The organism is Marinobacter halodurans (genome assembly GCF_004327985.1).
GTDB lineage: Bacteria > Pseudomonadota > Gammaproteobacteria > Pseudomonadales > Oleiphilaceae > Marinobacter_A > Marinobacter_A halodurans.
Window position 1 is genome coordinate 17194 of the sequence record NZ_SJDL01000012.1, and the last position, 24821, is coordinate 42014.

General features: G+C 63.3%; 20 protein-coding genes. 12 read left to right on the plus strand and 8 right to left on the minus strand.

The window, feature by feature from the left end; translation table 11 throughout:
- Positions 1-250 precede the first annotated feature (250 nt).
- From EZI54_RS09490 to EZI54_RS09520, 7 genes are all read left to right on the plus strand, one after another.
- A complete protein-coding gene (locus EZI54_RS09490; RefSeq protein WP_131481347.1) occupies positions 251-721 on the plus strand; it encodes a PACE efflux transporter in 471 nt (156 codons plus the stop codon).
- Between the two features lie 257 nt (positions 722-978).
- Positions 979-2649 (plus strand): methyl-accepting chemotaxis protein, encoded by a 1671-nt coding sequence (locus EZI54_RS09495; RefSeq protein WP_131481349.1) that lies wholly within the window; start codon positions 979-981, stop codon positions 2647-2649.
- Positions 2650-2891: 242 nt separating this feature from the next.
- Positions 2892-3305 carry a YkvA family protein gene (locus EZI54_RS09500; protein WP_131481351.1) on the plus strand — a complete coding sequence of 138 codons (414 nt, stop codon included), beginning with the start codon at positions 2892-2894 and terminating at the stop codon, positions 3303-3305.
- A gap of 58 nt (positions 3306-3363) precedes the next feature.
- A complete protein-coding gene (locus tag EZI54_RS09505) occupies positions 3364-3984 on the plus strand; it encodes a flavin reductase family protein (RefSeq protein WP_131481353.1) in 621 nt (206 codons plus the stop codon).
- Between the two features lie 147 nt (positions 3985-4131).
- On the plus strand, positions 4132-5493 hold the full coding sequence (locus tag EZI54_RS09510) for a glycine cleavage T C-terminal barrel domain-containing protein (RefSeq protein ID WP_131481355.1): 1362 nt from the start codon (positions 4132-4134) through the stop codon (positions 5491-5493).
- A 33-nt stretch (positions 5494-5526) separates the two neighbouring features.
- Complete coding sequence (locus EZI54_RS09515) at positions 5527-6444, plus strand: methylenetetrahydrofolate reductase (RefSeq protein WP_131481357.1); 918 nt, start codon at positions 5527-5529, stop codon at positions 6442-6444.
- 21 nt (positions 6445-6465) lie between these two features.
- Complete coding sequence (locus tag EZI54_RS09520; protein WP_131481359.1) at positions 6466-8202, plus strand: formate--tetrahydrofolate ligase; 1737 nt, start codon at positions 6466-6468, stop codon at positions 8200-8202.
- 12 nt (positions 8203-8214) lie between these two features.
- Here EZI54_RS09520 and gbdR read toward each other — a convergent pair whose 3' ends face one another.
- The 3 genes from gbdR to EZI54_RS09535 all read right to left on the minus strand — a co-directional run bounded on the left by gbdR (position 8215) and on the right by EZI54_RS09535 (position 13395).
- Entirely contained in the window at positions 8215-9357 is a 1143-nt protein-coding gene (gene gbdR, locus EZI54_RS09525; RefSeq protein ID WP_131481361.1) for a choline metabolism transcriptional regulator GbdR, read from the minus strand.
- A gap of 379 nt (positions 9358-9736) precedes the next feature.
- The gene (locus tag EZI54_RS09530) at positions 9737-12307 is read right to left on the minus strand and encodes a GcvT family protein (protein ID WP_131481363.1); all 2571 of its coding nucleotides are present in this window, start codon (positions 12305-12307) and stop codon (positions 9737-9739) included.
- A gap of 344 nt (positions 12308-12651) precedes the next feature.
- On the minus strand, positions 12652-13395 hold the full coding sequence (locus EZI54_RS09535) for a Crp/Fnr family transcriptional regulator (RefSeq protein ID WP_131481365.1): 744 nt from the start codon (positions 13393-13395) through the stop codon (positions 12652-12654).
- Between the two features lie 120 nt (positions 13396-13515).
- On the opposite strand from EZI54_RS09535, the gene EZI54_RS09540 reads away from it, so the two are divergent.
- Complete coding sequence (locus EZI54_RS09540) at positions 13516-14388, plus strand: LysR family transcriptional regulator (protein ID WP_131481367.1); 873 nt, start codon at positions 13516-13518, stop codon at positions 14386-14388.
- 200 nt (positions 14389-14588) lie between these two features.
- On the plus strand, positions 14589-15632 hold the full coding sequence (lipA, locus tag EZI54_RS09545; protein ID WP_131481369.1) for a lipoyl synthase: 1044 nt from the start codon (positions 14589-14591) through the stop codon (positions 15630-15632).
- A gap of 64 nt (positions 15633-15696) precedes the next feature.
- On the opposite strand, the gene EZI54_RS09550 is transcribed toward lipA, so the two are convergent.
- Together EZI54_RS09550 and EZI54_RS09555 are read right to left on the minus strand one after the other, a co-directional pair.
- On the minus strand, positions 15697-16626 hold the full coding sequence (locus tag EZI54_RS09550) for a fructosamine kinase family protein (RefSeq protein ID WP_131481371.1): 930 nt from the start codon (positions 16624-16626) through the stop codon (positions 15697-15699).
- Positions 16627-16738: 112 nt separating this feature from the next.
- Positions 16739-18475, minus strand: a complete 1737-nt coding sequence (locus EZI54_RS09555) for a sensor domain-containing diguanylate cyclase (RefSeq protein WP_207389191.1) — start codon at positions 18473-18475, stop codon at positions 16739-16741.
- Between the two features lie 166 nt (positions 18476-18641).
- On the opposite strand from EZI54_RS09555, the gene fabB reads away from it, so the two are divergent.
- Together fabB and fnr are read left to right on the plus strand one after the other, a co-directional pair.
- A complete protein-coding gene (fabB, locus tag EZI54_RS09560; RefSeq protein WP_131481373.1) occupies positions 18642-19856 on the plus strand; it encodes a beta-ketoacyl-ACP synthase I in 1215 nt (404 codons plus the stop codon).
- A 135-nt stretch (positions 19857-19991) separates the two neighbouring features.
- Positions 19992-20738 carry a fumarate/nitrate reduction transcriptional regulator Fnr gene (gene fnr / locus EZI54_RS09565; protein WP_131481557.1) on the plus strand — a complete coding sequence of 249 codons (747 nt, stop codon included), beginning with the start codon at positions 19992-19994 and terminating at the stop codon, positions 20736-20738.
- A 22-nt stretch (positions 20739-20760) separates the two neighbouring features.
- Here fnr and EZI54_RS09570 read toward each other — a convergent pair whose 3' ends face one another.
- Positions 20761-21624, minus strand: coding sequence for an SDR family oxidoreductase (locus EZI54_RS09570; RefSeq protein ID WP_131481375.1), 864 nt, complete (start codon positions 21622-21624; stop codon positions 20761-20763).
- A 273-nt stretch (positions 21625-21897) separates the two neighbouring features.
- Between EZI54_RS09570 and EZI54_RS09575 the strand changes: the two genes are divergently transcribed.
- Entirely contained in the window at positions 21898-22257 is a 360-nt protein-coding gene (locus tag EZI54_RS09575) for a hypothetical protein (RefSeq protein WP_131481377.1), read from the plus strand.
- Positions 22258-22293: 36 nt separating this feature from the next.
- On the opposite strand, the gene alr is transcribed toward EZI54_RS09575, so the two are convergent.
- Both alr and dnaB read right to left on the minus strand, forming a co-directional pair.
- A complete protein-coding gene (gene alr / locus EZI54_RS09580; protein ID WP_131481379.1) occupies positions 22294-23370 on the minus strand; it encodes an alanine racemase in 1077 nt (358 codons plus the stop codon).
- On the minus strand, positions 23370-24767 hold the full coding sequence (dnaB, locus tag EZI54_RS09585) for a replicative DNA helicase (RefSeq protein WP_131481381.1): 1398 nt from the start codon (positions 24765-24767) through the stop codon (positions 23370-23372). The genes alr and dnaB overlap by 1 nt, the downstream gene beginning before the upstream one ends.
- Positions 24768-24821 lie beyond the last annotated feature (54 nt).

Genomic DNA, 24821 nt, shown 5'->3' on the forward strand with positions numbered 1-24821 from the left:
AGCAACGTCGAAACTCGATACATCAATGATCTTTCCAGTATACCGTATGCGATGATCCGGACGGACGGCGCCCGTCCCGGCCGATCCCGTCGCCGGGTTTCACCGTCGTTTGAAATACAGACACGGTAAAACTACGCATTCACCGCTTCATTGCAAATCGCTAAAAAGGCAACATCCAACGCTGTTGAGGACGACCTCACCCATCCCGGGACTCGAATGCGGGACGACCCGCCTTGTCTGGAGCCCTGCAATGCGCACCACCAAAGACCGGATCAGGCAAGCCGTCAGTTTCGAACTGATTGGCCTGCTGCTGGTCATCCCCCTGGCCTCCTGGGCCTTCGACCTGCCGTTGAGCGATACCGGCGTTCTGGGCCTGATTGGAGCGTCACTGGCCACCGGCTGGAACTATGTATTCAACCTGCTGTTCGATCACGGATTGAAGCGTTGGAAAGGCACCACCCGGAAGGGTTTCCGGATGCGCCTGATCCATGCAATCAGCTTCGAGGCCGGGTTGATGCTGGCGTTCCTGCCCATTGTGGCCTGGTGGCTGGGCGTGGGGCTGATTGAGGCGCTGGTGATGGACCTGTCGTTCGTGCTGTTCTACCTGGTGTACGCCTTTGCATTCACCTGGGCGTATGACACCGTCTTTCCCGACGCGGATGCGGCACCCGCAGGAAAGCCCCGGCAGGACGCGCCTTCGCTGTCGTCCCTACGCTCATAAGCCGGGGGCAAGTGCCCCTGGTTTCACGACGCAACCTTCTCCGGGAACGGCACGACGCCAGGCCGGTTCATATCGATCACCTCCCGGCGCGGATACCCCATCCAGCGCGAATCACCGTTGCAACTCTTTACGGACTGACGACATGGCGTTGCCGTTTTTCACTTTCCAATCCAAAGGGTCGTTACTAAAGTGTTGATATACAGGACGCCGTTGCAATCCCGCAAAAGGCTGCCCGTCGGCCACCTGGAGAACCATCCGTGAATGCTTTCCTGAACCAGTTTTCCCTGAAAATCAAAATCGTCGGGATTGCAGTAACCATCCTGATCATCTTCCTGGCCAGCGCCGGCTACGCCATCTACTCGATCTCCAGCATCGGCAAGGAACTGGCGCTGGTGTCGGACAAGGACATCCCCCTGGCCGACTCGCTCTCGCGCATTACCGAACACCAACTGCGTCAGACCATCGCCTACGAGGCCGGCTATCGCGCGGCGCTCTCCGGTGACGGCGACAAGCAGGCCCTGGCCACGGCCCGGAATCGGTTCGATGCCCTGTCCGGCCAGATAGACGACGAAATCCGGCAGGCGCGTGCCATGGCGGCGGATCCCGGTGCAAACGCAGACGCCCGTTTGCGCGAGGAGCTCGATACCGTGCGTGAACAACTCAGCGGGATTGCGAAGGCCCACGAGCGTTTTGAACAGCACGTCGATGAGGCATTCACAGCCTTTGCAGCGGGCGACCTGGAACGGGCCGGTGATCTGGCCGGTGACATCGATCAGGCCGCCAGTCAACTCGACGACGGGCTGGCCGAACTGCACGAAGACGTGGCCGGATTCACCGAGCGCAGCGCCCAGGCAGCCGAGGCACATGAACAGTCGGCCCTGGCCACCCTGGCCGCCCTGGTGGCGATCAGCACGCTGGTTGGGCTGCTGGTGAGCTGGGTGGTGGCGAACGCCATCGTCCGCGGCATCCGCCGGGCCATCGTGACTGCATCCGGCGACCTGACCCAGGAGATCCATGTCGACAGCAAGGATGAAGTCGGGGAACTGCTCCACGCCATGAACGGCCTGCGCCAGAAACTGCTGGACATGATCAGCCAGATTTCCGCCATCACCGCGCAGTTGGCGGCCGCCTCGGAAGAGATGGCCGTCATCACGGAACAGACCGGTCGCACCATCGACGAGCAGTCTTCCGAGACCGAACAGCTCGCCACCGCCATGAACCAACTGGCCAGCACCGCCCAGGAGATCGCGCGCAACGTCAGTGACACGGCCCAGTCGGTCAACGAGGCCACCGAGCACGCCAATGACGGCCGGGCCACGGTGGAGAAAAGCATCCAGGAGATCTCCAAGCTGGCCGACGATATCGAACAGTCAGCCCAGGCCATCCGCCAGCTGGAAGAGACCAGCACAACGATTGGCAACGTACTGGAAGTGATCCAGGCGATTGCCGAGCAGACCAACCTGCTGGCGTTGAACGCGGCGATTGAGGCCGCCCGGGCCGGCGATCAGGGACGCGGTTTTGCCGTGGTGGCCGACGAGGTACGGGCGCTGGCCAGCCGGACCCACGAATCCACCAAGGAAATCGACGCCATGATCAACCAGTTGCAGTCCGTGTCGCACAAAGCGGTCGCCTCCATGGACAGCAACCGCCAGCAGGTCAGCCGCACGGTGGACTATGCCTCCGAAGCCGGTACCCAGCTCACCACCATCACCCAGGTGACGGCCCGCATCAACGACATGACCCGGCAGATCGCCAGCGCGTCGGAAGAACAGGTGGGCGTGACCGAGGAAATCAACAAGAACATCGTGCAGCTCAATACCATGTCGGAGCAGACGGCCCAGGGTGCAGAGGAAACCGCCACCGCCGGCCGTGACCTGACCCGCATGGCCAGCGAACTGCAGTCGATCGTCGCCCAGTTCCAGGTCTGATACGCGTTAACGCACGTCAGGTGGAAAGCCCGGGCACCGCACATTCACGGCGGCTTCCGGGTGTCATCACCGCCACCGCATCCTGCCCATCCATGACGCCGGTATGACCCTCCCGGATTGCCGGGTTTGTTCGATATCATGACGGCTCGACAGACCGGATGACGACGCTGATTTGAATTTGCACGGCACTGACGGATAATGGCTCGTCAACACCGCCAACCGACCATCGCAACCCCATCGCCATGTCCTGGATAGCGAAGCTGAAACAGGCCGCCGCACGCCTGAGGGCGGATACCCTCGCCCTCTACCTGGCGGCCCGCGATCCGCGGACGCCCTGGCTGGCAAAGATCGTCGTCGCGGTTGTGGTGGCCTACGCGCTGAGCCCCATCGACCTGATTCCGGATGTCATCCCGGTGCTCGGTTACCTGGACGATGTCATCCTGCTGCCGCTGGGTATCGCGCTGGCGATCCGACTGGTGCCGGAAACGGTGATGGTGGATTGCCGGGCGCAGGCCCGCGAGGCATTTCAGGGTGGGAGGCCGATCAACCGCTGGGCAGGCATAGTGGTGATTGTCATCTGGTTCGTTGCGGCCGGCGTATTTGGGGCCTGGTGTTACCGTCTGTGGCTTGGAGCGGGCAGTGGCGCGACCGGCTGAACCTACGTCGCCCGCCGGCATTGGGTACACTCCCCATTTCACGATTCAGGATGGTGCTATGACCGATTCGATGTATTTCTACGAACCCGCCAGCGGCCACGGACTGCCCCACGATCCGTTCAATGCGTTGGTGGCGCCGCGCCCGATTGGCTGGGTGTCCACCCGCGGCGCCGACGGCATCCTGAACCTGGCACCCTACAGCTTCTTCAATGCGTTCAACTACCACCCGCCGATCGTGGGTTTCTCCAGCGTTGGCTACAAGGATTCCGTGCGGAATGCCGAAGCCACCGGCGAGTTCTGCTGGAACCTGGCAACACGCCCGCTGGCCGAGGCGATGAATGCCTCCTGCGTCGCGGTCGCTCCGGAGGTGGACGAGTTTGAGCTGGCGGGCCTGACACCGGAACCATCGAAGGTCGTGAGCGTGCCCCGGGTGGCAGAAAGCCCGGTTTCGATGGAGTGCCGGGTCAGCCAGATCCTGCAACTGGCAGGCGCCGATGGGGAACTGGCGGACACCTGGGTGGTGTTCGGTGAAGTGGTCGGCGTCCATATCGCCGGACACCTGTTGAAGGACGGCATCTACGACACGGCAGCGGCCCAGCCGATCATGCGTGGCGGTGGTCCGGCGGATTATTTCCAGGTGGAAGCGTCCCAACGTTTCCGGATGTTCCGCCCCCGATAACCCGTCCCCCCGCACCGGCTGGCCACCTGTCGACGACCAGCCGGTGCCGCTTTCAGTCTTTTCCATGTCGCCTCTGTCCACGCTGGACGTCGCAATTGGGCTCACATTGAAACCATCGAGAACCGCACAACCCTCAAGGAGGCGGCGATGGCGATCAAGTTCGAGAAGGCCCTGTTGGACTATCCTCAGCAACGTGCCGGCGCGGCACGACACTCACAGAGTGTCGACCAGTCCGACCGGCGGGTTCCCATCAACCTACGCCAGTCCGGCCCGACACAGGTGGAGATGCTGATTTCCACGCGGGTGCGCAAGTCGCCCTACTGGCACCTTTCGGTGGAATCCGGCTGCTGGCGTGCCACCGTGTACAACCGCATGTATCACCCCCGCGGCTATGTGCATCCGGAGGACGGCGGCGCCATGGTGGAATATGATTCCCTGGTGCATGACGTCACCCTCTGGAACGTCGCGGTGGAACGGCAGATCCAGGTGAAGGGCCCGGACGCCGAAGCCTTCGTGAACTACGTCATCACCCGCGACGCGACGAAGATCAAGCCGATGCGTGGCAAGTACGTGATCCTCTGCAACGAGGAAGGCGGCATTCTCAATGATCCGGTATTGCTGCGCATCGCCGAGGACGAATTCTGGTTTTCACTCTCCGACAGTGACCTGGAATTCTGGCTGCGAGGCGTCAACACCGGCAAGCGTTTCGACGTCAGCATTGCGGAAATCGACGTGGCGCCGGTGCAGATCCAGGGGCCGAAATCCGAAGCGCTGATGGTGGACCTGTTTGGCGATGCCGTCAGCGAGCTGCCGTATTACGGACTGATGGCGGGCCAGGTGGCCGGGCACGACGTGATCGTCTCCCAGACCGGTTTCACCGGCGAGAAGGGCTACGAAATCTACCTGCGCGATGCCACCCTGCACGCCGAGGATCTCTGGTACACCGTCCTGCGCACCGGTGAGAAACACAACCTGCGGGTGATCGCACCGGCCCACCACCGCCGCATTGCGGCCGGCATCCTGTCCTGGGGACAGGATATCGATCAGGAAACCCTGCCCTTCCAGTGCAACCTGGCTTACCAGGTGCCCCGCAACAAGGACGCCGACTACATCGGCAAGCAGCGTCTGGAAGAGGTCCGCGCCCAGATGGAAGCCGGCAACCCGCCTTTTCGCCAGATCATGGTGGGTCTGCGCTTCGATGGGGCGCCGGTGACCGACTACGCCAACGATTTCTGGCTGATCAGCCAGGCGCCCGGCGATGACCCGGTAGGCTATGTCACCTCCCCCTGGTACTCGCCGGAACTGGAGACCAACATCGCCCTGGGCTACGTGCCCTACGAACTGCGCCACATCGGCACCCGACTGACCGTAAAGCTACCGCCGGAATACGCCGGAGCAGACGGCAACCTCGAGGTCAACGCCGAAGTCGTGGACGTCCCCTTCCGGCCATCGGTCAATCCCAATGCGCGGGAACGGGCCAAGGCCAAGGGCATCGACTTCGCGGATTGAACAAACGGACCGACAACCAGTGGTGAGCGTGCCATGCAACTTGTCCATGAACAGATGACGGACCCCAGCGTCGACAACGCCTGCGACGAGGAACTCGACTCTCTCGCCCGGTCGGCTTCCATGGAATTGACGCCGCGGCAGATTCTGGGCACCGATGACCTGAATCGCTGGCTTGCACCGGGAACCGCGGTGTATGTTCCGTTCCTACCCAAGGCAGACTATGACGACACCGTCAAAGCCTGCAGCCAACTTCGGGCGACCGGACTCGATCCGGTGCCCCACTTTCCGGCCCGGGCCATTGCCAGTCAGGAACAGGGCCGGGAGTGGCTGGAACGACTGGGGGCTGCCGGTGTCGACAAGCTGATGCTGATCGCCGGCGACAACGACCGGCCGGCCGGTCCCTTCAAGGACACCCTGGCGTTACTGGAAAGCGGGCTGCTGACCCGCTACCCCTTCGCCCTGGGTGTGGCGGGCCATCCCGAGGGGCATCCTTCGGCGGACCATCCCAGCCTGATGCAGGCGCTGCAAATCAAGCGAGACTATGCTGCGGAGACCCGGACACGAATGTGGGTCACGACCCAGTTCGCGTTCGAAGCCGGAAGTTTTACCGACTGGCTGCACACCGCCGGCGACCACCTGGCGCCGCTCCCGGTCTACTTCGGCATTGCCGGCCCCACCAAGCTGCGCACCCTGATGGCCTACGCCGCCCAGTGCGGTGTCGGCGTTTCCGCCCGGGCGCTCATGCGGCATCCGGAGACCACCCGACTGCTGCGTTCCTGGACGCCGGACGGCCTGGTGGAAGCGCTGGCGCAATACCGGGTGGCGCATCCGCTCACCCTGTTCCGGGGCATTCACCTGTTTCCCTTCGGTGGCCTGAAGCGAACGTCCCAGTGGCTTGAAGATCTTAGCAACGAATCGCCGGACTGCGCGGCTTCCCGCAGCAGTATCTGAGGACAGCAGGGAGGACTCGCCATGCCCCTTCAATACAACGAAAGCGCCCCCGCTGCCCCGGCCGAAGCGGAACTGCCGCCGCCCGGCACACCGGATATCGAGATTGCACGCTCGGTGCAGCCCCAGTCGATCCTGCTGCTGGCGCAGCAGCGTTTCGGCCTGCCCGCCGACAGCCTGATCCCGTTTGGCCATTACAAGGCCAAACTCAATATGAAGCACTTTGGGCTGCCGGATCCGGCGACCTACGGCAAACTGGTCCTGGTCACGGCCGTGACCCCGACGCCGGCAGGCGAAGGCAAGACCACCACCAGCGTCGGGCTGAACGACGGACTGAACCGGCTCGGCGTCAAGTCCTCGGTGTGCCTGCGTGAACCGTCGCTGGGCCCCTGCTTCGGCATGAAGGGCGGAGCGGCCGGTGGAGGTCGTGCGCAGGTGATTCCGATGGAGGACATCAACCTCCACTTCAACGGCGATTTTCACGCCATCACCGCTGCCCACAACCTGCTGGCGTCGATCATCGACAACCACATCCACTGGGGCAGCGAATCCGGGCTGGACCCGCGTTATATCAGTTGGCGCCGGGTGATGGACCTCAACGACCGCGCCCTGCGCAACATGATCGTCGGTCTGGGCGGCGCCGCGCACGGGCTCCCCCGGGAAACCGGCTTCGACATTACCGTGGCCTCGGAGATCATGGCCATCCTGTGCATGGCGGACGGGCTGGCCGACCTGCGCCAGCGACTGGCCCGGATCATTATCGGGCGCCGCCGCGACCTGTCGCCGGTCACGGTCGGCGACCTGGGGGCCGAGGGCGCCATGGCGATCCTGTTGCGCGATGCCCTGCAACCGAACTTGGTGCAGAGCCTGGAACACAACCCGGTGTTCATTCACGGGGGCCCATTTGCCAACATCGCCCATGGCTGCAATTCGGTGATGGCCACCCGCTACGCCCTGAGCCTGAACGATGTGGTGGTCACCGAAGCCGGCTTCGGGGCCGACCTGGGCGCCGAGAAGTTCATCGACATCAAGTGCCGCCAGAGCGGGCTGCGCCCGGATGCGGCGGTACTGGTCTGCACGGTCCGGGCCCTCAAGATGCAGGCGGGCACAGCCAAGAGCAAGCTGGCCACACCGGACGTGCAGGCGGTCTACGCCGGCTCGGACAACCTGCAGCGGCACATCCGCAACCTGCGCCAGTTCGGGCTGACGCCGGTGGTCTCGATCAATCGATTCCCCACCGACAGCGACGATGAGATCGCCGCCATCCAGGCCATCTGCGGCGACTGGGGCGTGCGGGCGATTCCTGCCCAACACTGGGCCGAGGGCGGCGCCGGGGCCACGGACCTGGCGCAGGCGGTCATGGATCAGATGGACGCCGGCGAGCCCGACGTCCAGTTCCTCTATCCTGACGAACTCCCGCTGACCGAGAAAATAGAAACCATCGCCACACGACTCTACGACGCCGCCCGCGTTGATTTCTCACCGGACGCGAAACGCCAACTGGAGGAGTACGAGCAACTGGGCTTCGGCCACCTGCCGGTCTGTATTGCCAAGACCCAGTACAGTTTCTCCGCCAACCCCAAACTGCGGGGCGCGCCGAGCGGACACGTGTTACCGGTCAGGGAGGTGCGGCTGTGTGCCGGTGCGGGATTCGTGGTTGCCGTGTGCGGCGACATCATGACCATGCCGGGCCTGCCGCGGCATCCCGCCGCCCTGGATATGGGGTTGAACGCGGAGGGAGACGTCTACGGCCTGGTGTGAAGCGAACGGCCTTCAGCCGGTGCCACTGCCCGAGTCCGGGTCATCCGGGACCGGTGTGTAGGTAAAGACACCGAAGGTCGGCTCCGCCCGTGCCCGCTGGAGCGCCTCCGATGCCGGCGAGCGAAGTTCGAAGGCCTGGACCGGTGTGGACTGGTTCAGCGATGGGGCGGTGCGCACATTGGCCCGCGCCGAGCGCGGGGGCGCTCCCATGTATTTACGGTAGCAGCGGCTGAAATGGGTGGCGGAAACAAACCCGCACATGGAGGCGATTTCGACGATGGAACAGGAGGTCTGCTTGAGCAGGCGCCGCGCCCGATCCAGTCGCAGCTTGAGGTAGTAGCGTGATGGCGTGCAGCCCAGGTGCTTGAAGAACAGGCGTTCGAGCTGCCGCCGGGAAATCCCCGCCAGTTGCGCCAGCTCCCGGAGTTCGATCGGCTCTTCGATATTGGCTTCCATCAGTTGGGCCACTTCCGCCAGCTTGGGCTGGGCCACCGCCAACTGATGGCGCAGGGGAACCGGCTGCTGCTCACTGTCCTCCCGAATCCGCTCGCACACGAACATGTCGGAAATGGCATCCGCCAGTGGCTGACCGTGACGCCGGCAGAGCAGGTGCAACATCATGTGCAGCGGCACCTCGCCGCCGGTACAGGTCATGCGGTCGCGATCGATGGTAAACAGGCGGTTATTGCAATGCACCCTGGGAAAGCCTTCCTGCAACGCCGCCAGACATTCCCAATGGGCACTACATCCATAATCGTCCAGCAGCCCGGCGCTGGCCAGGACGTATGCCCCGGTACACAGTGCGCCCAGCGCCACCTGCTTGCGCCCGAGACTGCGCAGCCATGACACCTCGCCGCTGGAGAAACTCTGGGTCACGTCGATACCGGCCACCACCAGCACCAGATCAAAATCATGGGAGTCACCAACCGCGGCGTCGGGCATCAGGGTGACGCCGTCGCTGGCGTTCACAGGCTGGCCGTCTGCCGAGAGTAGCTGCCAGGTGTAGAGTTCGGAACCGGTGAGCTGGTTGGCCATGCGCAGGGGTTCGATGCCGCTGGCCAGAGCCATGAGGGTGTAATTTTCTATGAGCAGGAAGCCGACCCGGTATGGCCGGGCCGCCTGGCCAACTGCATCGCCATCGGTCGAGCCAGTCATGCCTTCACCTTTGAGGACGTCTCGTCCTGACTGTCCGCCACCAACATTCGGACGGAACCCTTACCCCGACAATAAGCCTCCCACGGGCTCTCCGCAACGACTTATCCAAGGAGCGCAGTCATTACCATCCAGGCAAGGCAAGGCCAGTGTATGACGGCACCGCCCCGGGGCATGGTCCGGATGCGACAGAATGCGGGCCGCCTCTGTTTACCTGCGACACACGGGCGGGGGTGCCGACGATCCCTCAGGAGGCTTGAATGGCGTCATGGGCCGGCTGAGCAGCACCGACTGGGGCCATGGTTGGCCCCAGTCGAGCGCACAGGGAGGTATCTACAGCGTGTCCCGGGCAGCCGGCCTACAGCTGCCCCGGGTTACGCCGTCAGGACCGCATCCTTTCATTATCCGGATCGTAAAGCGCCCGATAACCCACCGACTCGATACGGATCCGGTACCTTTCCCCAAAGTATTCCAGCAGCAGTTCCCGCCCCTCCTGGGCGTATTCGTGCGGAATGTAACCCAGCAGGATCACCTGGCCGACCGACGGCCCGTAGGCCGCGCTGGTGTTGTAGGAACGCCGTCCTTCACTGTCCACCAGCACCTCGCCGGTCTCAGGATCGAGGATCGGCCATTGCCCAACCGGATAACGGGCGACACCCTTCGCATCCCGGTTCTCCAGCATGGTCAGGGTGCACAGGTAGGCCGGCTGGTTCGGTCGTTCCCGCTGTTCCAGGTAGGCGGCCTTGCCATGGAAGTCCGCCTCCTTGACCTTCTTGCGGGCAAGGTCGGCTTCATACAGGTTGTACTCGGTTTCCAGATCCGCGTTCTGCAGACGCAGGCTGTTCTCCAAGCGCCGGGTGTTGGCATAGGTTTCGATACCCACCGGTGTGACGCCGGCCTCAAACAGCAGGTCCCAGAGTCCCAGGCCGTAGCTGAACGGCACATAGAGCTCCCAACCCTGCTCACCGACGTAGGAAATGCGGAACGCCCAGACCGGAATCCCCTGCACCCAGATATCCCGGGCCGTGGCGAAGGGGAAGTTGTCATTGGACAGCTCGTCCGGATCATCCAGGAACCGGGCCAGCGTCTCCCGCGCCTTCGGCCCCCAGAGACCCAGTGTGGCCAGGGAATCGGAGCGGTCATCCAGCCGGTAGCGGGTCAGGTTCCGCTCTCGCGCCATGCGCCGGATCCAGACCAGATCCCGGTGGCCCGTGTCACCGCCACAGACCACCCGGTAGGCGTCCTCCGCCAGCCGGATAATGGTCAGGTCCGAGTGGATGCCGCCGCGCCCATCGAGGAAATGGGTATAGACCCCCTTGCCGACAGGCGTGGTGCCGCCCACCTTGGCGACCGACAGATACTCCATCAGCGCCTCGGCGTCCTGGCCGGAAATGTCGTAGATGGCGAAGTGGGACAGGTTGATCATGCCCACGTTCTCGCTCATTTCCAGCTGTTCGGCGTTGGACACCTCCCAGAAGTGCCGACCGTCCCATTCATTCTCCCGCACCGGAACCCGGTCCCGGTACTTAGCCAGCAGCGTCGCTTCGTTGGCCTGGTAGCCGTGGGCCCGCTCCCAGCCGGCCGCTTCCATGAAGTAGCCGCCCAGCGCCACCTCCCGCAGGTAGAACGGACCGGTCCGCAGCTGTCGGCCGCTTTCATAGGGCTCACGCGGGTGAACGGCCGGCGTGTAGATCTTCTTGGCCACTTCGTAGCAGCGGTCGTAGACGTATCGGGACGTCTTCTGGGCCGGATAGAGGCGGGCAATATCCACGCTGTGCGGGTCGATTTCCGGATGGCCGGTGGTCATCCAGTCCGCCAGCAGCTTGCCGGCCCCGGGACCATCCTTGACCCAGATGGCCTCACAGAACCACAGGTTCCGCACTTCCGGCGTTTCGCCGATCATCGAGCCGCCATCAGGCGTCACCGACAACAGACCATTGAAGGAGCGCCGTTCCTCCCAACCCAACTCACCGAGGATCGGTGTCATCTCGATGGCCTTCTCATAGGCATGCATCACCTGTTCCAGGGACAGGTCGCGCATGGAGGGTGACAGCCGGGCCTCACCCGGCTCGGCGATGTCCCAGGGGTAAACCAGCCGCGGATTCTCATGCTCGTAGTATCCCCACTCCATGAGCCCGCCCTCGGTGGTGGACGGATCGCCGGTATCGCGCACATAGGAGGAATTGCCCTGATCCCGGAACAGGGGCCAGGCCAGTTCCTCGCCGGTGCCCTTGAGCGCCTCATAGGGTCCGAAGAACAGCAGCGGGTGTTCCACTGGCATCAACGGCAACGGCGCTCCGGCCGTGCGGGCCATTAATGGCCCCCAGATGCCGATGGTCAGCACGACGTATTTCGCCTTGATGTACCCCCGATCGGTTTCCACCCCCTGGACCACGCCGTCCTTCACGTCGATGCGCCGGACCGGCGTATTGGCAAAGGCCTGCAGGTGGCCGCTGGCCACGGCCTCATCCACCAGGTTGCCCGCCACCGTCTGGGAGCGTGGCACCACCAGCCCCGCATCCGGATCCCAAAGGGCGCCCTGGATCCGGCTCTCATCCACCAGTGGGAACAGCTCCTTGGCCCTGGCCGGCGTGATCATGCTGACGTTGGTGCCGAAGGCCCGGCCCGAGCCCACCTTGCGGATCAGTTCGGCCATGCGCTCGTCGTCGTCGACGTGGGCCACTTCCATACCGCCCTTCTTCAGGTAGTTGCCGCGCTTGGCGTAGAAGGCCTGGCTGTATTTCGTGGTGTAGACGCTGAGCTTGTCGTGAGAGGTGGTGAAACAGAAATCCGAGGCATGAGAGGTGGATCCGATATCGGTCGGGATCGCGGATTTCTCAAGGCCCACAATGTTGGTCCAGCCCTGTTCGATCAGGTGGTGGGCCACAGAAGCGCCGACAATGCCGCCCTGTCCGACGATGACGACATCTGCGCTTTCCGGAAGCTTTGCCATGCTCTTCCCCTGCGGTGAAGGATGAATCCGACTGTTTTCCGGGCTATCGTGGAAAGACAGCCTGCCTTCAATCTGGATCCGAATCCCGCTGGCTGCCTTATTGGATACGACGCACAGTTGTCCAAAAACGCCATTCGCCCTTCAGGGGCCGCTTTTCCGGGCTGCAACGGTCAACGGAAGGTCACAGCGCCCCCCGGAACGCCGGGTGAACAACACCGGTGCCCTGCCTCGCAGGTGGGGCTGACCGCTTCACAACGAACATTTTAGGTGTAGCCATCCGGGATCGCCAGGAGCTGCGACCCCGAACAGGGTACGACGCGCCGGGAAAACCGGTCGGCGACGTCTCAGACGCGGCGGCTGCGTCCGTTTTTAAGACGGGAATAGGTCGCGGTCGCCACACCCAGCCAGGCGGCCAACTGGTAATCCGGCACCCGCTCGACCAGTTCCGGATAGTCACGCACCATGATCTGGTAGCGCTCTTCCGCACTCAGGGTCTGGCGCTCGAACTCACGCATGGTGGAACGTTCCGCCAGCTCTTCCATCAGGGCCAGGGCAAACTGGGCCCAGGCACCCTCGCCATCCTGCTTGATGCATTCGCGGAACGGCAGGAAATCCGCTTCCCAGAGGGTGCAGGGCGTCACGGTGGTCAGGCACAGGGTGTTGCGCTCGGAGCGGGTCCGGGCGAATACCGGCCAGATGGCGCTGCCTTCGTCGAAGAAGTGGTGAATACTGACGCGCCCCTCCTCGCTCTTGCGATAGAGCCGGGCAATGCCGTACTCCACGAGGTAGATCTTTTTCCAGGTGTTGTGGCGTTTCTCCAGATTGACTTCCGCCCCATAGGTGCGGTGTTCAAATAGAGAGGCCATTTCTTCCAGCAACTGCCGACGCTGACGGGAAAGACGGTCCGGAATCCCCCAGCCCAGAACCCGTGCCAGGCTGTTGCGCAATGCCCGAATACGCCCTTCTCCGGGGTCCTTGGTGGACCACCCGTAGGCTTCGGGAAATTCATTGGCAAGGCACGGTGAAGAGGACGGTTGGTTCAGGACGTGCGTGGCAGATGAAGCAAGTACATCATCATGTTTACCCATTACATAACTCCACCCGAACGTGCGAAATCGTTAGCGCGCTATTATTGCATCGACTTTCACTCACAAAAACTGATTTATATTGCTATTATTGAGCAATATTTCTGATTGATCACGGGCCATATGGACACCGAACTTGCACGCACTTTCCTGGTCGTGGCCGAAACCGGCAGCTTTGTCAAAGCCGCCGACCGGCTGAATATTTCCCAGACCACCGTCACCGCCCGCATACGCTCGCTGGAAAACCAGCTGGGCCAGGCCCTGTTCGAGCGCGGCCGGCACGGCGCCAGCCTGACGCCCCAGGGGGATCGTTTCATGCCGTCGGCGATGTCGATCCTGCAGGTCTGGGAGCGCGCCCGGCACGACGTCAATGTCTCCACCGAGCACGAACACGTATTGTCGGTGGGCGGCGAACTCAGCCTCTGGAACCCGCTGCTGCTGAACTGGCTGGTGTGGATGCGCAAGAACTGCCCGGAAATTGCCGTGCGTGCCGAGGTCGGGGATTCGGCCAGCCTGATCGGCAAGGTGGAGCGCGGCATCCTCGATATCGCCGTAGTGTACTCGCCGCTGTACCACCCCGGCCTGGTGGTGGAGATGCTGGAGGAGGAGCGCCTGATCATGGTGACCACCGATCCCTCCGGCTCGACGGCGGAAAATGAGCACTACGTCTACGTGGACTGGGGACCGGAGTTTTCCTCCCACCACGACAAGGCGTTCCCGTCCCTGAAACGCTCCGGCATCTTCGTCGGCATGGGCCCCATGGGTTTGTCCTATATTCTCTCCGCCGGCGGTGCGGGCTACTTCCGGGAGCGGGCCATCCGCGGCCTGCTGGACGAGGGCCGGCTGTTCCGGGTGCCCAATGCACCGGCTTTCCCCTACCCGTCCTACATGGTGACCACCGAGACCGAGCGTCCCCAGGCCGCGATAGACCGCGGAATGCTCGGTCTGCGCCGGGTCATCCGGGACGGTATGTCGCCCTGGGTGATGCCGGTATAATGGCATGGAGCGTTCGGCAACGCGGCCGTGCGCTTTCGGTATTCACCTACCGGGCCGATGGGACATTAGCCTTAGACGGCTTGTCAGGGTCCCGTGCAATCTCTAACCTTTAGGGAGGACGGGATCCATCTCCACTGCCTTAGCGCGCCGGTCCCGTCAACCCGGTTTCCCCTTTCCCAATCGTAGTGAGCAGCATTTCCATGACGGATGGCGCCAGCAATCGCATTACCAGTGGTTCAAAATACCGCAGCGAGCAAGGATTCTCGGCCATCAAGGACGGCATCAAGCGCTCCGGTAACGCGGACAAACCGGTTACCCGCAAGCCCAGTTGGCTGCGTGCCCGCATGCCCGGCGGTGAACGTTTCGACGCGGTGCGCCGCAACGTGGCCGAGCACCGGCTGAGTACCGTCTGCCAGGAATCCCACTGCCCCAACATCGGCGAGTGCTGGAATAACGGCACCGCCACGATCATGGTGATGGGTTCGGTCTGTACCCGGGCCTGCAAGTTCTGCGCCGTCGATACCGGCAACCCGAAAGGCTGGCTCGACCATGAAGAGCCGGAGAACACCGCCAAGTCCGTGGAGCTGATGGGACTGCGCTACATCGTACTCACCTCCGTCGACCGGGACGATCTGGAAGACGGCGGCGCCGCCCACTATGCGGCCTGCGTCAGCGCCATCAAGGCCCGCACCCCGCAAGTGGCGGTGGAGGCCCTGACACCCGATTTCGACGGCGTACACTCCGCCATCGAGGCCGTCGTCGATTCCGGCCTGGACGTGTTTGCCCAGAACGTGGAGACCGTCGAGCGCCTGACCCACTACGTGCGTGACCCGCGCGCCGGTTATGAGAAGACCCTCAAGGTGCTGGAACACGCCAAGCAGCATCGCCCGGACGTCCTCACCAAGACCAGCCTCATGCTGGGCCTGGGCGAGACCGACGAGGAAATCCTCCGGACCATGGACGACCTGCGCGCCGTGGGCGTGGACATCCTGACCCTAGGCCAGTACCTGCGCCCGACCCCGAACCACCTGCCGGTCGAGCGCTACGTCACACCGGAGGAATTCAACCGCTACCGCGAGATCGGCCTGGAAAAAGGCTTCATGGAGGTGCCCTCCGGCCCCATGGTCCGCTCCAGCTACCGGGCCGACCGGGTGTTCGAGCAGAACAACCTGGGCCTGGCCATGCCGGCCGTGCCGACGCCGGAGAAGGACGAGAACCGGATTCCACTGAAGGCCGTCGAGTAAGCGGCCTCTCCCAGCCCCATCCCGAAGCCAGCCTGACCATGCTGGCTTTTTTGTACCTGCCCCATCAACCGGCAAAGCGTGCCAGCACCGATCGCACCGACGCCAGGTAGCCGCCCCCAAACAGGTTCAGGTGATTGAGCAGGTGGTACAGGTTATACAGCGGCACCCGCTCCTCCCACCCCGGTGCCAGCTCCGCATTGGCGGCATAGGCCTGGTAGAACTCGCCGGACTGGCTGCCGAACAGCGTGGTCATGGCGAGATCGGCTTCCGCCCAGCCGTAGTGGGCCGCGGGGTCAATCAACACCGGCTCGCCTTGCGGTCCTGCGTGGATGTTACCGCTCCAGAGATCGCCGTGGATCAGGCTGGGCGGCTGCTCGGGAATCCAGTCCACCAGGCGATCGGCGATGGCTTCCACCTGACGCACCCCGGCCGCCGGCAGCCGCCCCTTGTCCCGGGCCAGCCGGGCCTGGAACAGCAGGCGCGCTTCGCCGAAAAAAGCGAAACCGTCGGCCATGCGGGGATTGGGCTGGGGCGTCAGGCCACAGTAGTTATCGCAGGAGAAACCAAAGGCGCTGTCCGTGGCGCGATGCATCTGCGCCAGGCGTTCACCCAACTGGCGGCCGAAATCCGGCCCCGGCGCACCCGCCACCCATTCCAGCAGCAATCCCTGTTCCGAGACCGCCAGCACCTGGGGCACCCGGATCGTACCGGTGGCCAGCATGGCCCGCAGCCCCTCCGCCTCAGCCTCGAAGAAGCCGGCCGGGGGCGCCCGGTGAACCTTGAGGAATGCCGTATCGCCGTTTGCGAGTACCACGCGAAATGCGTCGTTGATACTGCCGCCGCCGAGCCCCCGACGCTCGACCGCCGGTGGCAGGCCGGCCTCAACAAGCAGGGATCCCAGAATCGAGTCGGTCGACATCATGCGCTCCTTGCCACTGATCGGTGCGATGACTGTGGAGAGTGTAGCGAACGCGGCGGAGGCCAGGGCCAGCAAGGCAAAAGCCGGCGAATGAACGCAGTTGACGGGCTGCCAATGGGCCCCTTGACCGGGCCGGCGCTCCAGGCGTCATTCATCGCCGGACGCAGCCGCTTTTGCAACACCCGCTTCAGCTTGTGTGCCGGGACGGCCCCTGATAGAGCCGGCACCGGTTTCGCCCTTGCCGCTTGGCCTGGTACAGCGCCCGGTCGGCATCGCGAAGCATCTGTGAGGGCGACAGTTGGACATCCGCGGCGAAAACCGGCGCAATCCCGGCGGTCAGGGTGTGGCGGATGGCCCTGCCCTCATGTTCGGTAGGCGTCCCGGCAAAGTCCAGCCGGATCCTCTCGGCAATGTCCAGGGCCACCGCCTCCGAGGGCACCTGCAACAGAAGGACGAATTCCTCGCCCCCATAGCGGATACAGACGTCAGCCGGCCGGCTCGTGCGGTTGAGCAGGTCCGCCAGATCCACCAGCACCTGATCGCCGGCCTCATGACCATAAGTGTCGTTGATCTGCTTGAAGTGGTCCAGATCGATCAGGATCAGGAATACCGGCAGCCCGGTTCGCTCGAATCGTTGGCGGAACGTCTCGTAGACCAGGCTCATCCCGCGCCGGTTGTTGAGTCCGGTCAGCGGATCCTGGTGCGCCATGCGCAGGGCCATGCGGCGATCGCGGTCCCAACTGATCAGGCGTTCACCCAGGGCGACCAGCAGGAGCAGCGCTTCCAGGACTCCGGCGGCCTGGGCAAAGACCAGCGAATCCATTCCCCAGTGCAACCAGGGCGTGCCGGCGCTGATCACGCCGAGCGCCAGACCGATGCCGTATAACACCCATGCGATCGCATACCAGCGGGCATAGTGCTGCCCCTGCCGATAGGCCCAGAACCCCAGCGGCGCCAGCAGGATCAGGGACAGCAGGCCAACGAACGACAGCACCAGTACCGGTTCATAGAAACCGGCGAAGCGCATCAGGATGCCGAGCATCATGATCGCCTGGACGCAGCGGATCGCCCGGTCGATACCCGGGAACCGCTGCCGGGTCCGCAGGAAGCCCCGGGAAAACTGGAAGGCGCTGGCGGCCATCAGCAGATAGAGTATGTGGAAGCCTTCGTTGTGCCAGAACACCGATTGGGGCCACAGGAACTGGAAGGCAAACCCGTTGAGCAAGGCCCACATCAGGGCGCTGGCCACCAGGAAGACGGCGTATTGAAAGAACAGCCACTGGCGCAGCAGCCCGGCGCCGGCCAGCGAGATGAACACCAGGACCAGCATGGCGCCGTAATAGAGCCCGTAGAGTGCGTATTCCCGGCGGGACTGGTCGGCGAAGCGGCCGGCCTCGGCGAGATCGAGGTTCAGGCTGACACTGTCGGGCTTTTCGTAGGCCAGGCGCAGGTACAGGGTTGTCGACCCGCCGGGAGGCGTGGCGTGCTTGAAGGCCAGACGACGGTAGTCCAGCATGCGTTTGTCGAAGGGGGCCCGATCGGTCAGCGAGCACTCATGCCACTGGCCCCCATTGTCCACCCAGTAGACCGTCATCAGGTCCAGGTAGGTGGTTTCGTGGCTGAGCACCCAATGCACCGGGGCATTGCCGCTGTTATGCAGGCGCATCCGTATCCAGAAGGCCCGATCGCTGATCCCCTGGTTAACATCCCGGCCGGTCAGCGGCCGGAATCCATCGAGCGGCAGCTCGTCCAGCGTTGTATCCGGCGCCGTAACGAGAAACTCCGCGGGTGCACGAACCCGTTGCGCGGTCAGGTCGGCGATATCGAGCGTGGGTGCGGGAGGAACGGCCGCGGACGCCATACGGGCCGCGCACAAGAGAATCAGGACGGTGATCGGGATCAGTAATCTGACGACAGCAAGCATGCCAGGGTCTGTTTCAGTGAATCGATGCCAGTCTAGACAAAGTTGAGGATCGCGCCAGTTTTCAGGGGAACACACCCGCTCGACCAAGGTCACATTCCTTAGGCGGGCGGCCAGGTTCTAGAATAGCAGTTATCCTTTTTCGACCACGTCACGGATGGAGAATGCAATGAGACGTGTTGTGATCACCGGCATGGGCATCGTGTCATGCCTGGGCAACAGCATTGAAGACGTGAATGAGAGCCTGAAAGCAGGTCGCTCCGGCATTCGCTTCAACGAAACCTATCACGACCAGGGCTTCCGCAGCCAGGTCTCCGGCTCGGTCGACGTCGACACCTCGGTCATCGACCGCAAGGTGCGCCGCTTCATGGGTCAGTCGGCCATGTACAGCTACCTGGCCATGCAGGAGGCGATCGAATCCGCCGGACTTGACGAAAGCCTGGTCTCCAACGACCGCACCGGCCTGATTGCCGGCTCCGGCGGTGCCTCCTGCTCGAGTCAGGTGGAAGCCGTGGACATCATGCGTGAGAAGGGCGTCAAGCGCATCGGGCCGTACATGGTGCCACGGATCATGACCAGCACCGTCTCCGCCTGTCTGGCGACCGCCTACAAGATCCGCGGTGTGAACTACTCCATGTCGTCCGCCTGTGCCACCAGTGCGCACTGTATCGGTCACGCGATGGAGCAGATCCAGGCGGGCAGGCAGGACATCGTCTTCGCCGGTGGCGGTGAAGAGGAGGACTGGACCCTGACCATGCTGTTCGATGCCATGGGTGCCCTGTCCACCAAGTACAACGATGCCCCGGAAACGGCCTCGCGCCCGTTCGACAGCGGTCGTGACGGCTTCGTCATCGCCGGTGGCGGCGGCATGCTCGTCGTCGAGGAACTGGAGCACGCGAAGAAGCGCGGCGCCAACATCATTGCCGAACTGGTCGGCTACGGCGCCACCAGCGACGGCTATGACATGGTGGCCCCGTCCGGCGAAGGCGCCCAGCGCTGTATGCGCCAGGCCATGTCCACCGTCGAGGGCAGGATCGACTACATCAACGCCCACGGCACCAGCACGCCGGTCGGCGATGTGGCCGAGATGGGCGCGGTCCGCAAGACCTTTGGCGAGCACATCCCGGCCATCTCCTCCACCAAGTCGCTGTCGGGTCACTCCCTCGGCGCCGCCGGTGTTCACGAAGCGATTTACTCGCTGCTGATGCTGCAGAACGGCTACATCGCCGGCACCAAAAACTACCATTCTCCGGATGCGGAAATTGCGCATATGCCGATCGTCGGCCCTGATGCAAAGTCGGCTCATCTGGACCGCGTTATGTCGAACAGCTTCGGATTCGGTGGTACCAACGCCTCGCTGGTCTTCCAGCGTTTTGAGGGCTGAGGCAACTGCAGGGGTGGCATCCCACCGGGATGTCACCCAGTCCCGCAAGTGATTCACAACCGGACAGTTGGCAAAATCGTCTGTCGCCTTTAAGGTGGGATTATTGTGGAATCACAACGGGGCAAGATCATTCATATGGGTGAACGCATCTCCACGGCGCGCGCCGCTGCGCTCAAGTCAAGCTGCCAGGAATGCAGCCTCAGCAACCTGTGCCTGCCGCTGGCGGTCAGCAGCCATGACATCGACCGTCTCGAAGACGTCGTGCAGCAGGGACAGACCATTGATCGCGGCAAGCACGTGTTCCGTCAGAACGATCCGTTCCGCTCCTGTTATGCCGTTCGCAGCGGTGCCGTCAAGACGTACATCATTTCCGATTCCGGCGAGGAACAGATTACCGGTTTCTACCTGCCAGGCGAGATCATCGGCCTGGACAGCATGGGACCGGACGGCTATTCCTGCTCCGCCAAGGCACTGGACCGGAGCAGCTTCTGCGAGATTCCATTCAATCGGCTGGAAGAACTGGCGACACGTATCCCGTCGCTGCAGCATCACTTTTTCCAGTTGATGAGCCAGGAAATCAAGAACAGCCACAACCTGTCGCTTTTGCTGAGCAAGAACTCGGCGGAGGAACGGATTGCCACGCTGCTGCTGTCCCTGTCGACCCGCTTCAGCCGGCGCCGGTTGTCATCCACCGAGCTGATCCTGCCCATGCCCCGGCACGACATCGCCAACTACCTGGGATTGGCGGTTGAGACGGTAAGTCGGGTGATGACCCGCTTCCAGCGTCAGGGGCTGATCGGCTCCCATGGCCGGGAAGTCAGCCTGAAAGACATCCCCGCACTGAAGGCCGTCGCCCACGGCGGCTGCCAGAAGGACGACTGACGAAGGCGGCCCGGACCGCCTCTCAGTGCGTTTCGGGCTGGGCTGCACCGCTGATCAGGGCCGCCTCTTCCTTGAGCCGGGTGCGCCAGGGCAGTTGCTTGACGCCAAAGGTGTTGCGAATCTTGATGCAGCCCAACGTGGTGTTTTCCGGCTCCAGCCTGGCCCAGGCCGGCACCTTGTCAACCACGTGCACTGCCTCGAGCTCCGGCAGTGCATTGATGATTTCCAGCCCCAGCTCGTACTGACTGATCTCTTCCGCGCCAGCGTACTGATACGTGCCCCAGACTTCCGCGCCGCAATCGATCTGCAACACCAGCGCCCGGATGACCCGCGCCAGATCCTTCATGGCAACGGGCTGGCCGCGATGACGACTGGACAACTCCAACTGGGTTGCCCCTTCGGCGGATGCCGTAATCTTGCGGATGAAGCGCTCCAGGCTCCAGCCGGTCCGCAGGATCAGGTGCCGGGGCAATAGCGTCCTCAGCGCCTGCTCACACTCCCATTGCCAGTTGCCGAGCTGACTGAACGGCTGGCCCGGGTTGGACGTGATATAGGCACTCTGCTTGCGCCCGTCGAAGACATAGCAGGTGGACAGCTGGATCAGGGCGATATCATGCTCGCGGGCATGTTCGGCCAACGCCATGGGAATGGAGAAGGCCCACTCGCGAATCGTCTCGGGATCGCGCTCGGCGGCCTCCGGATCATTGTGCCAGAGGGTATTGACGATCAGGTCCGTTGCCTCGGGGACCCAATCCTCCAGCGCCGCGGGGTCCACACCGTCCGGGCTGCGGATCAGCAGTGGACGGATTGCCAGCGAGGTACCTCGCAACGCCTCCAGGACAAGACGCCCCAGGGGGCCGTAATCGTGTACAACCAGAACATTCACGCGGGTCAATCAACTCCAGATCATTGGGCAAGTGGAAGGCTTGGAACGCCCCTGGGCAGCAGCATGCCACTGCCGCCCCGGTTGGCTCAATCCCTGCTGGCAAGAGTGACAGAAGGTGCCGAGGGCTCCAGCCAATGGCCCTCGTTCAGACCTGAATAGAATAAGGCATCGGCGCTGATTCCGCATCCATCGCGACGCCGGGACAGACGCAAACCTGACTCACTGGACGGGACCGCCCGCCACCCGGGTCCAACCAATCAAACAGGGAAACCCATGCTCAAACAACAAAGCCATATCGTCGCCCCCATCCCCGATGCCCTTCGCAACAAGGCGTTGCTCACCGTCGAAGAACTGCGCTCCCGCGGCAGGGCCGACAAGCAGGCGATCGACGAACTGTATGGGCTGATCATCGAACTGACCGAGGAAGGACTGGACTTCTTCTTCCTGGAACCCCTGCGTCGGCTGCGCGCCAGCAGTATGCTCATGGGGATGGCCAAAATGGGGATTGGCAGCATGCTCAAGGGCAGCAAGATGGTGATTCACAAGGTCCTGAAGAAACTGGACGACAAGAGCCTGGCATCCATCCTCGACTTCATCGAGGAAATTATCTGCGAACCGGAAGCCTCAGCCTGACGCCGGCCCGGGCAGCCTTGCCTGCCCTGCCGCACCTCACTCGGTGTAGACCCGCGGCACTCTCGCCGTGACACCGGTCAGCAGCTCATAGCCAATCGTGCCGGCACAACGGGCGACCTCATCTACCGGAACGTTTGCCCCCCACAGTTCGACCCGGTCGCCCGGCCGGGCATGGGGCGCTGCCGTCAGGTCGACCGCCAGCATGTCCATCGAGACCCGGCCCAGCGTCGCCGTCCGGGTACCGGCTACCCAGACGGGAGTGCCGGTCGGTGCATGCCGCGGATAGCCATCGCCATAACCGATGCTGACGATGCCCATGGGGGTCGGCCGCGCCGCGCGCCAGGTTGCGCCATACCCGACACACTCGCCCGGCTGCAGAACCCGTGTGGCCGTCAGGCGCGATTCCAGCGACATCACCGCCCGCAGCCCCAACTCCGCCGCTGATTCGACAATCATGGGTGTCGCTCCATAGAGCATGATACCGGGCCGGGTCCAGTGGAAACGTGGCGAATCCACACGGAAATGGCCGGCTGAGTTGGCCGCACTGAATTCAAGTTCGGGATAGCGAGCCGACAACGCCGAGAACATGTCGTTCTGGCGGTCGGTCATGGGATCTTCGCGGTCGTCGGCGCAGGCGTAATGGGTGACCATTCCCTTCAGCGTAACGCCGCCGACAGCGCGCAGCCGCTGGACCCGGGCCTCCACCTGCTCCGGCGCGAAACCCAAGCGGTTCATACCGGTGTTGACCTTGAGCCATACGGTGAGCGTGGCAGCGGCATTTTCCAGGGCAGCCAGTTGATGATCGCTGTGGATGACCGGCTCCAGGCCGAGATCGGCACAGGTCGCGACGTCGGCATCGTCGTGGAATCCCTGCAGCAGGACGATAGGCTGGCGGATACCCGCTTCACGCAGCCGCTCGGCCTCTTCCAGGCAGGCGACGGCAAAGCGCCCGGCCTGATCGGCCAATGCGCGGGCTACCGGTTCCAGGCCATGGCCGTATCCGTCCGCCTTGACCACCGCCATGGCCTCGGCCGTACCGGCCTGGCGTTCTGCCAGTGCGAAGTTGTGCCGCAGGGCCGAGAGATCGATGCGCGCCCGGGTATGCCGTCCCATCAGTAATCTCCGCCGTAATCGCCGTGGGCCAGGTCTTCGAACTTGGTGAATCTGCCGAGGAAGGCCAGCCGGACGGTACCGATCGGACCGTTCCGCTGCTTACCGATGATAATCTCGGCAATGCCCTTGTCGGGGCTGTCTTCGTTGTAGACCTCATCCCGGTAGATGAACATGATGACGTCGGCGTCCTGCTCGATCGCGCCGGATTCCCGCAGGTCCGAGTTGACCGGGCGCTTGTTGGGCCGCTGCTCCAGACTCCGGTTGAGCTGGGACAGCGCCACGACGGGACATTGCAGCTCCTTGGCCAGGGCCTTGAGGGAGCGGGAGATCTCGGAAATCTCTGCTGTCCGGCCTTCGGTATTGCCGGGCACACGCATCAACTGCAGGTAGTCGACCATGATCAGGCCGATTTCGCCGTCGTTCTCCCGCGCCACACGGCGCGCCCGGGAGCGCATTTCGGTGGGACTCAGACCCGGTGTGTCGTCGATATAGAGCGGTTTGTCCTTGAGCAGGCTGACGGCGGAGGTCAGCCTCGGCCAGTCGTCCTCTTCCAGCTTGCCGCTCCGCATCCGGGTCTGGTCGATGCGGCCCAGGGACGACAGCATCCGCATGACGATAGCATCGGCCGGCATCTCCATACTGAACACCAGGGCCGGCTTGCCACTGCCCAGCAGCGCGTTCTCCACCACGTTCATGGCGAACGTGGTCTTACCCATGGAGGGGCGCCCGGCGATGATGATCAGGTCCGACGGCTGCATCCCCGACGTCCACTCGTCGAGGTCCTTGAAACCGGTGGTGATACCGGTAATCGTATCACCGGATTCGAACAGCTCCTCAATCCGGCCCAGCGCCTTGGTCAGGATCGGGTTGATCGCCTGCGGACCGGACCCCTGCTTGGTCCGGGACTCGGCAATCCGGAAGACGTTGCGCTCGGCTTCGTCCAACAGTTCGTCACTGGTACGGCCAAGCGGGTTGAACGCGGACTCGGCGATGTCACCCGAGACCTCGATCATCTGGCGCAGCACCGAACGCTCGCGCACGATCTGGGCGTAGGCCTTGATGTTGGAGGCCCCCGGCGTCTTCTCGGCCATTTCCGCCAGGTAGGTCAGTCCGCCGGCGTCCTCGAGATCACCGGCCCGATCGAGGAATTCACTGAGGGTGACCACGTCCAGCGGCTCCCCTTCCCCGGCGAGCCGCTCGATCACGGCGTAGATCAGGCGGTGGTCCTGGCGATAGAAATCAGCAGAGGTAATGACTTCGGAGACCGCATCCCACTTGCTGTTATCCAGCATCAGGCCGCCCAGAACGGCCTGTTCAGCCTCTATGGAATGGGGTGGAACCTTGATACGCGAGGTATCGGAGTCCGGAATACTCTGCTTCGCAATGGGATTGGCCATGATACCGCTTACTGACTCAAGCAATGATGATGAGTGGATCGTCCCGGACACCCC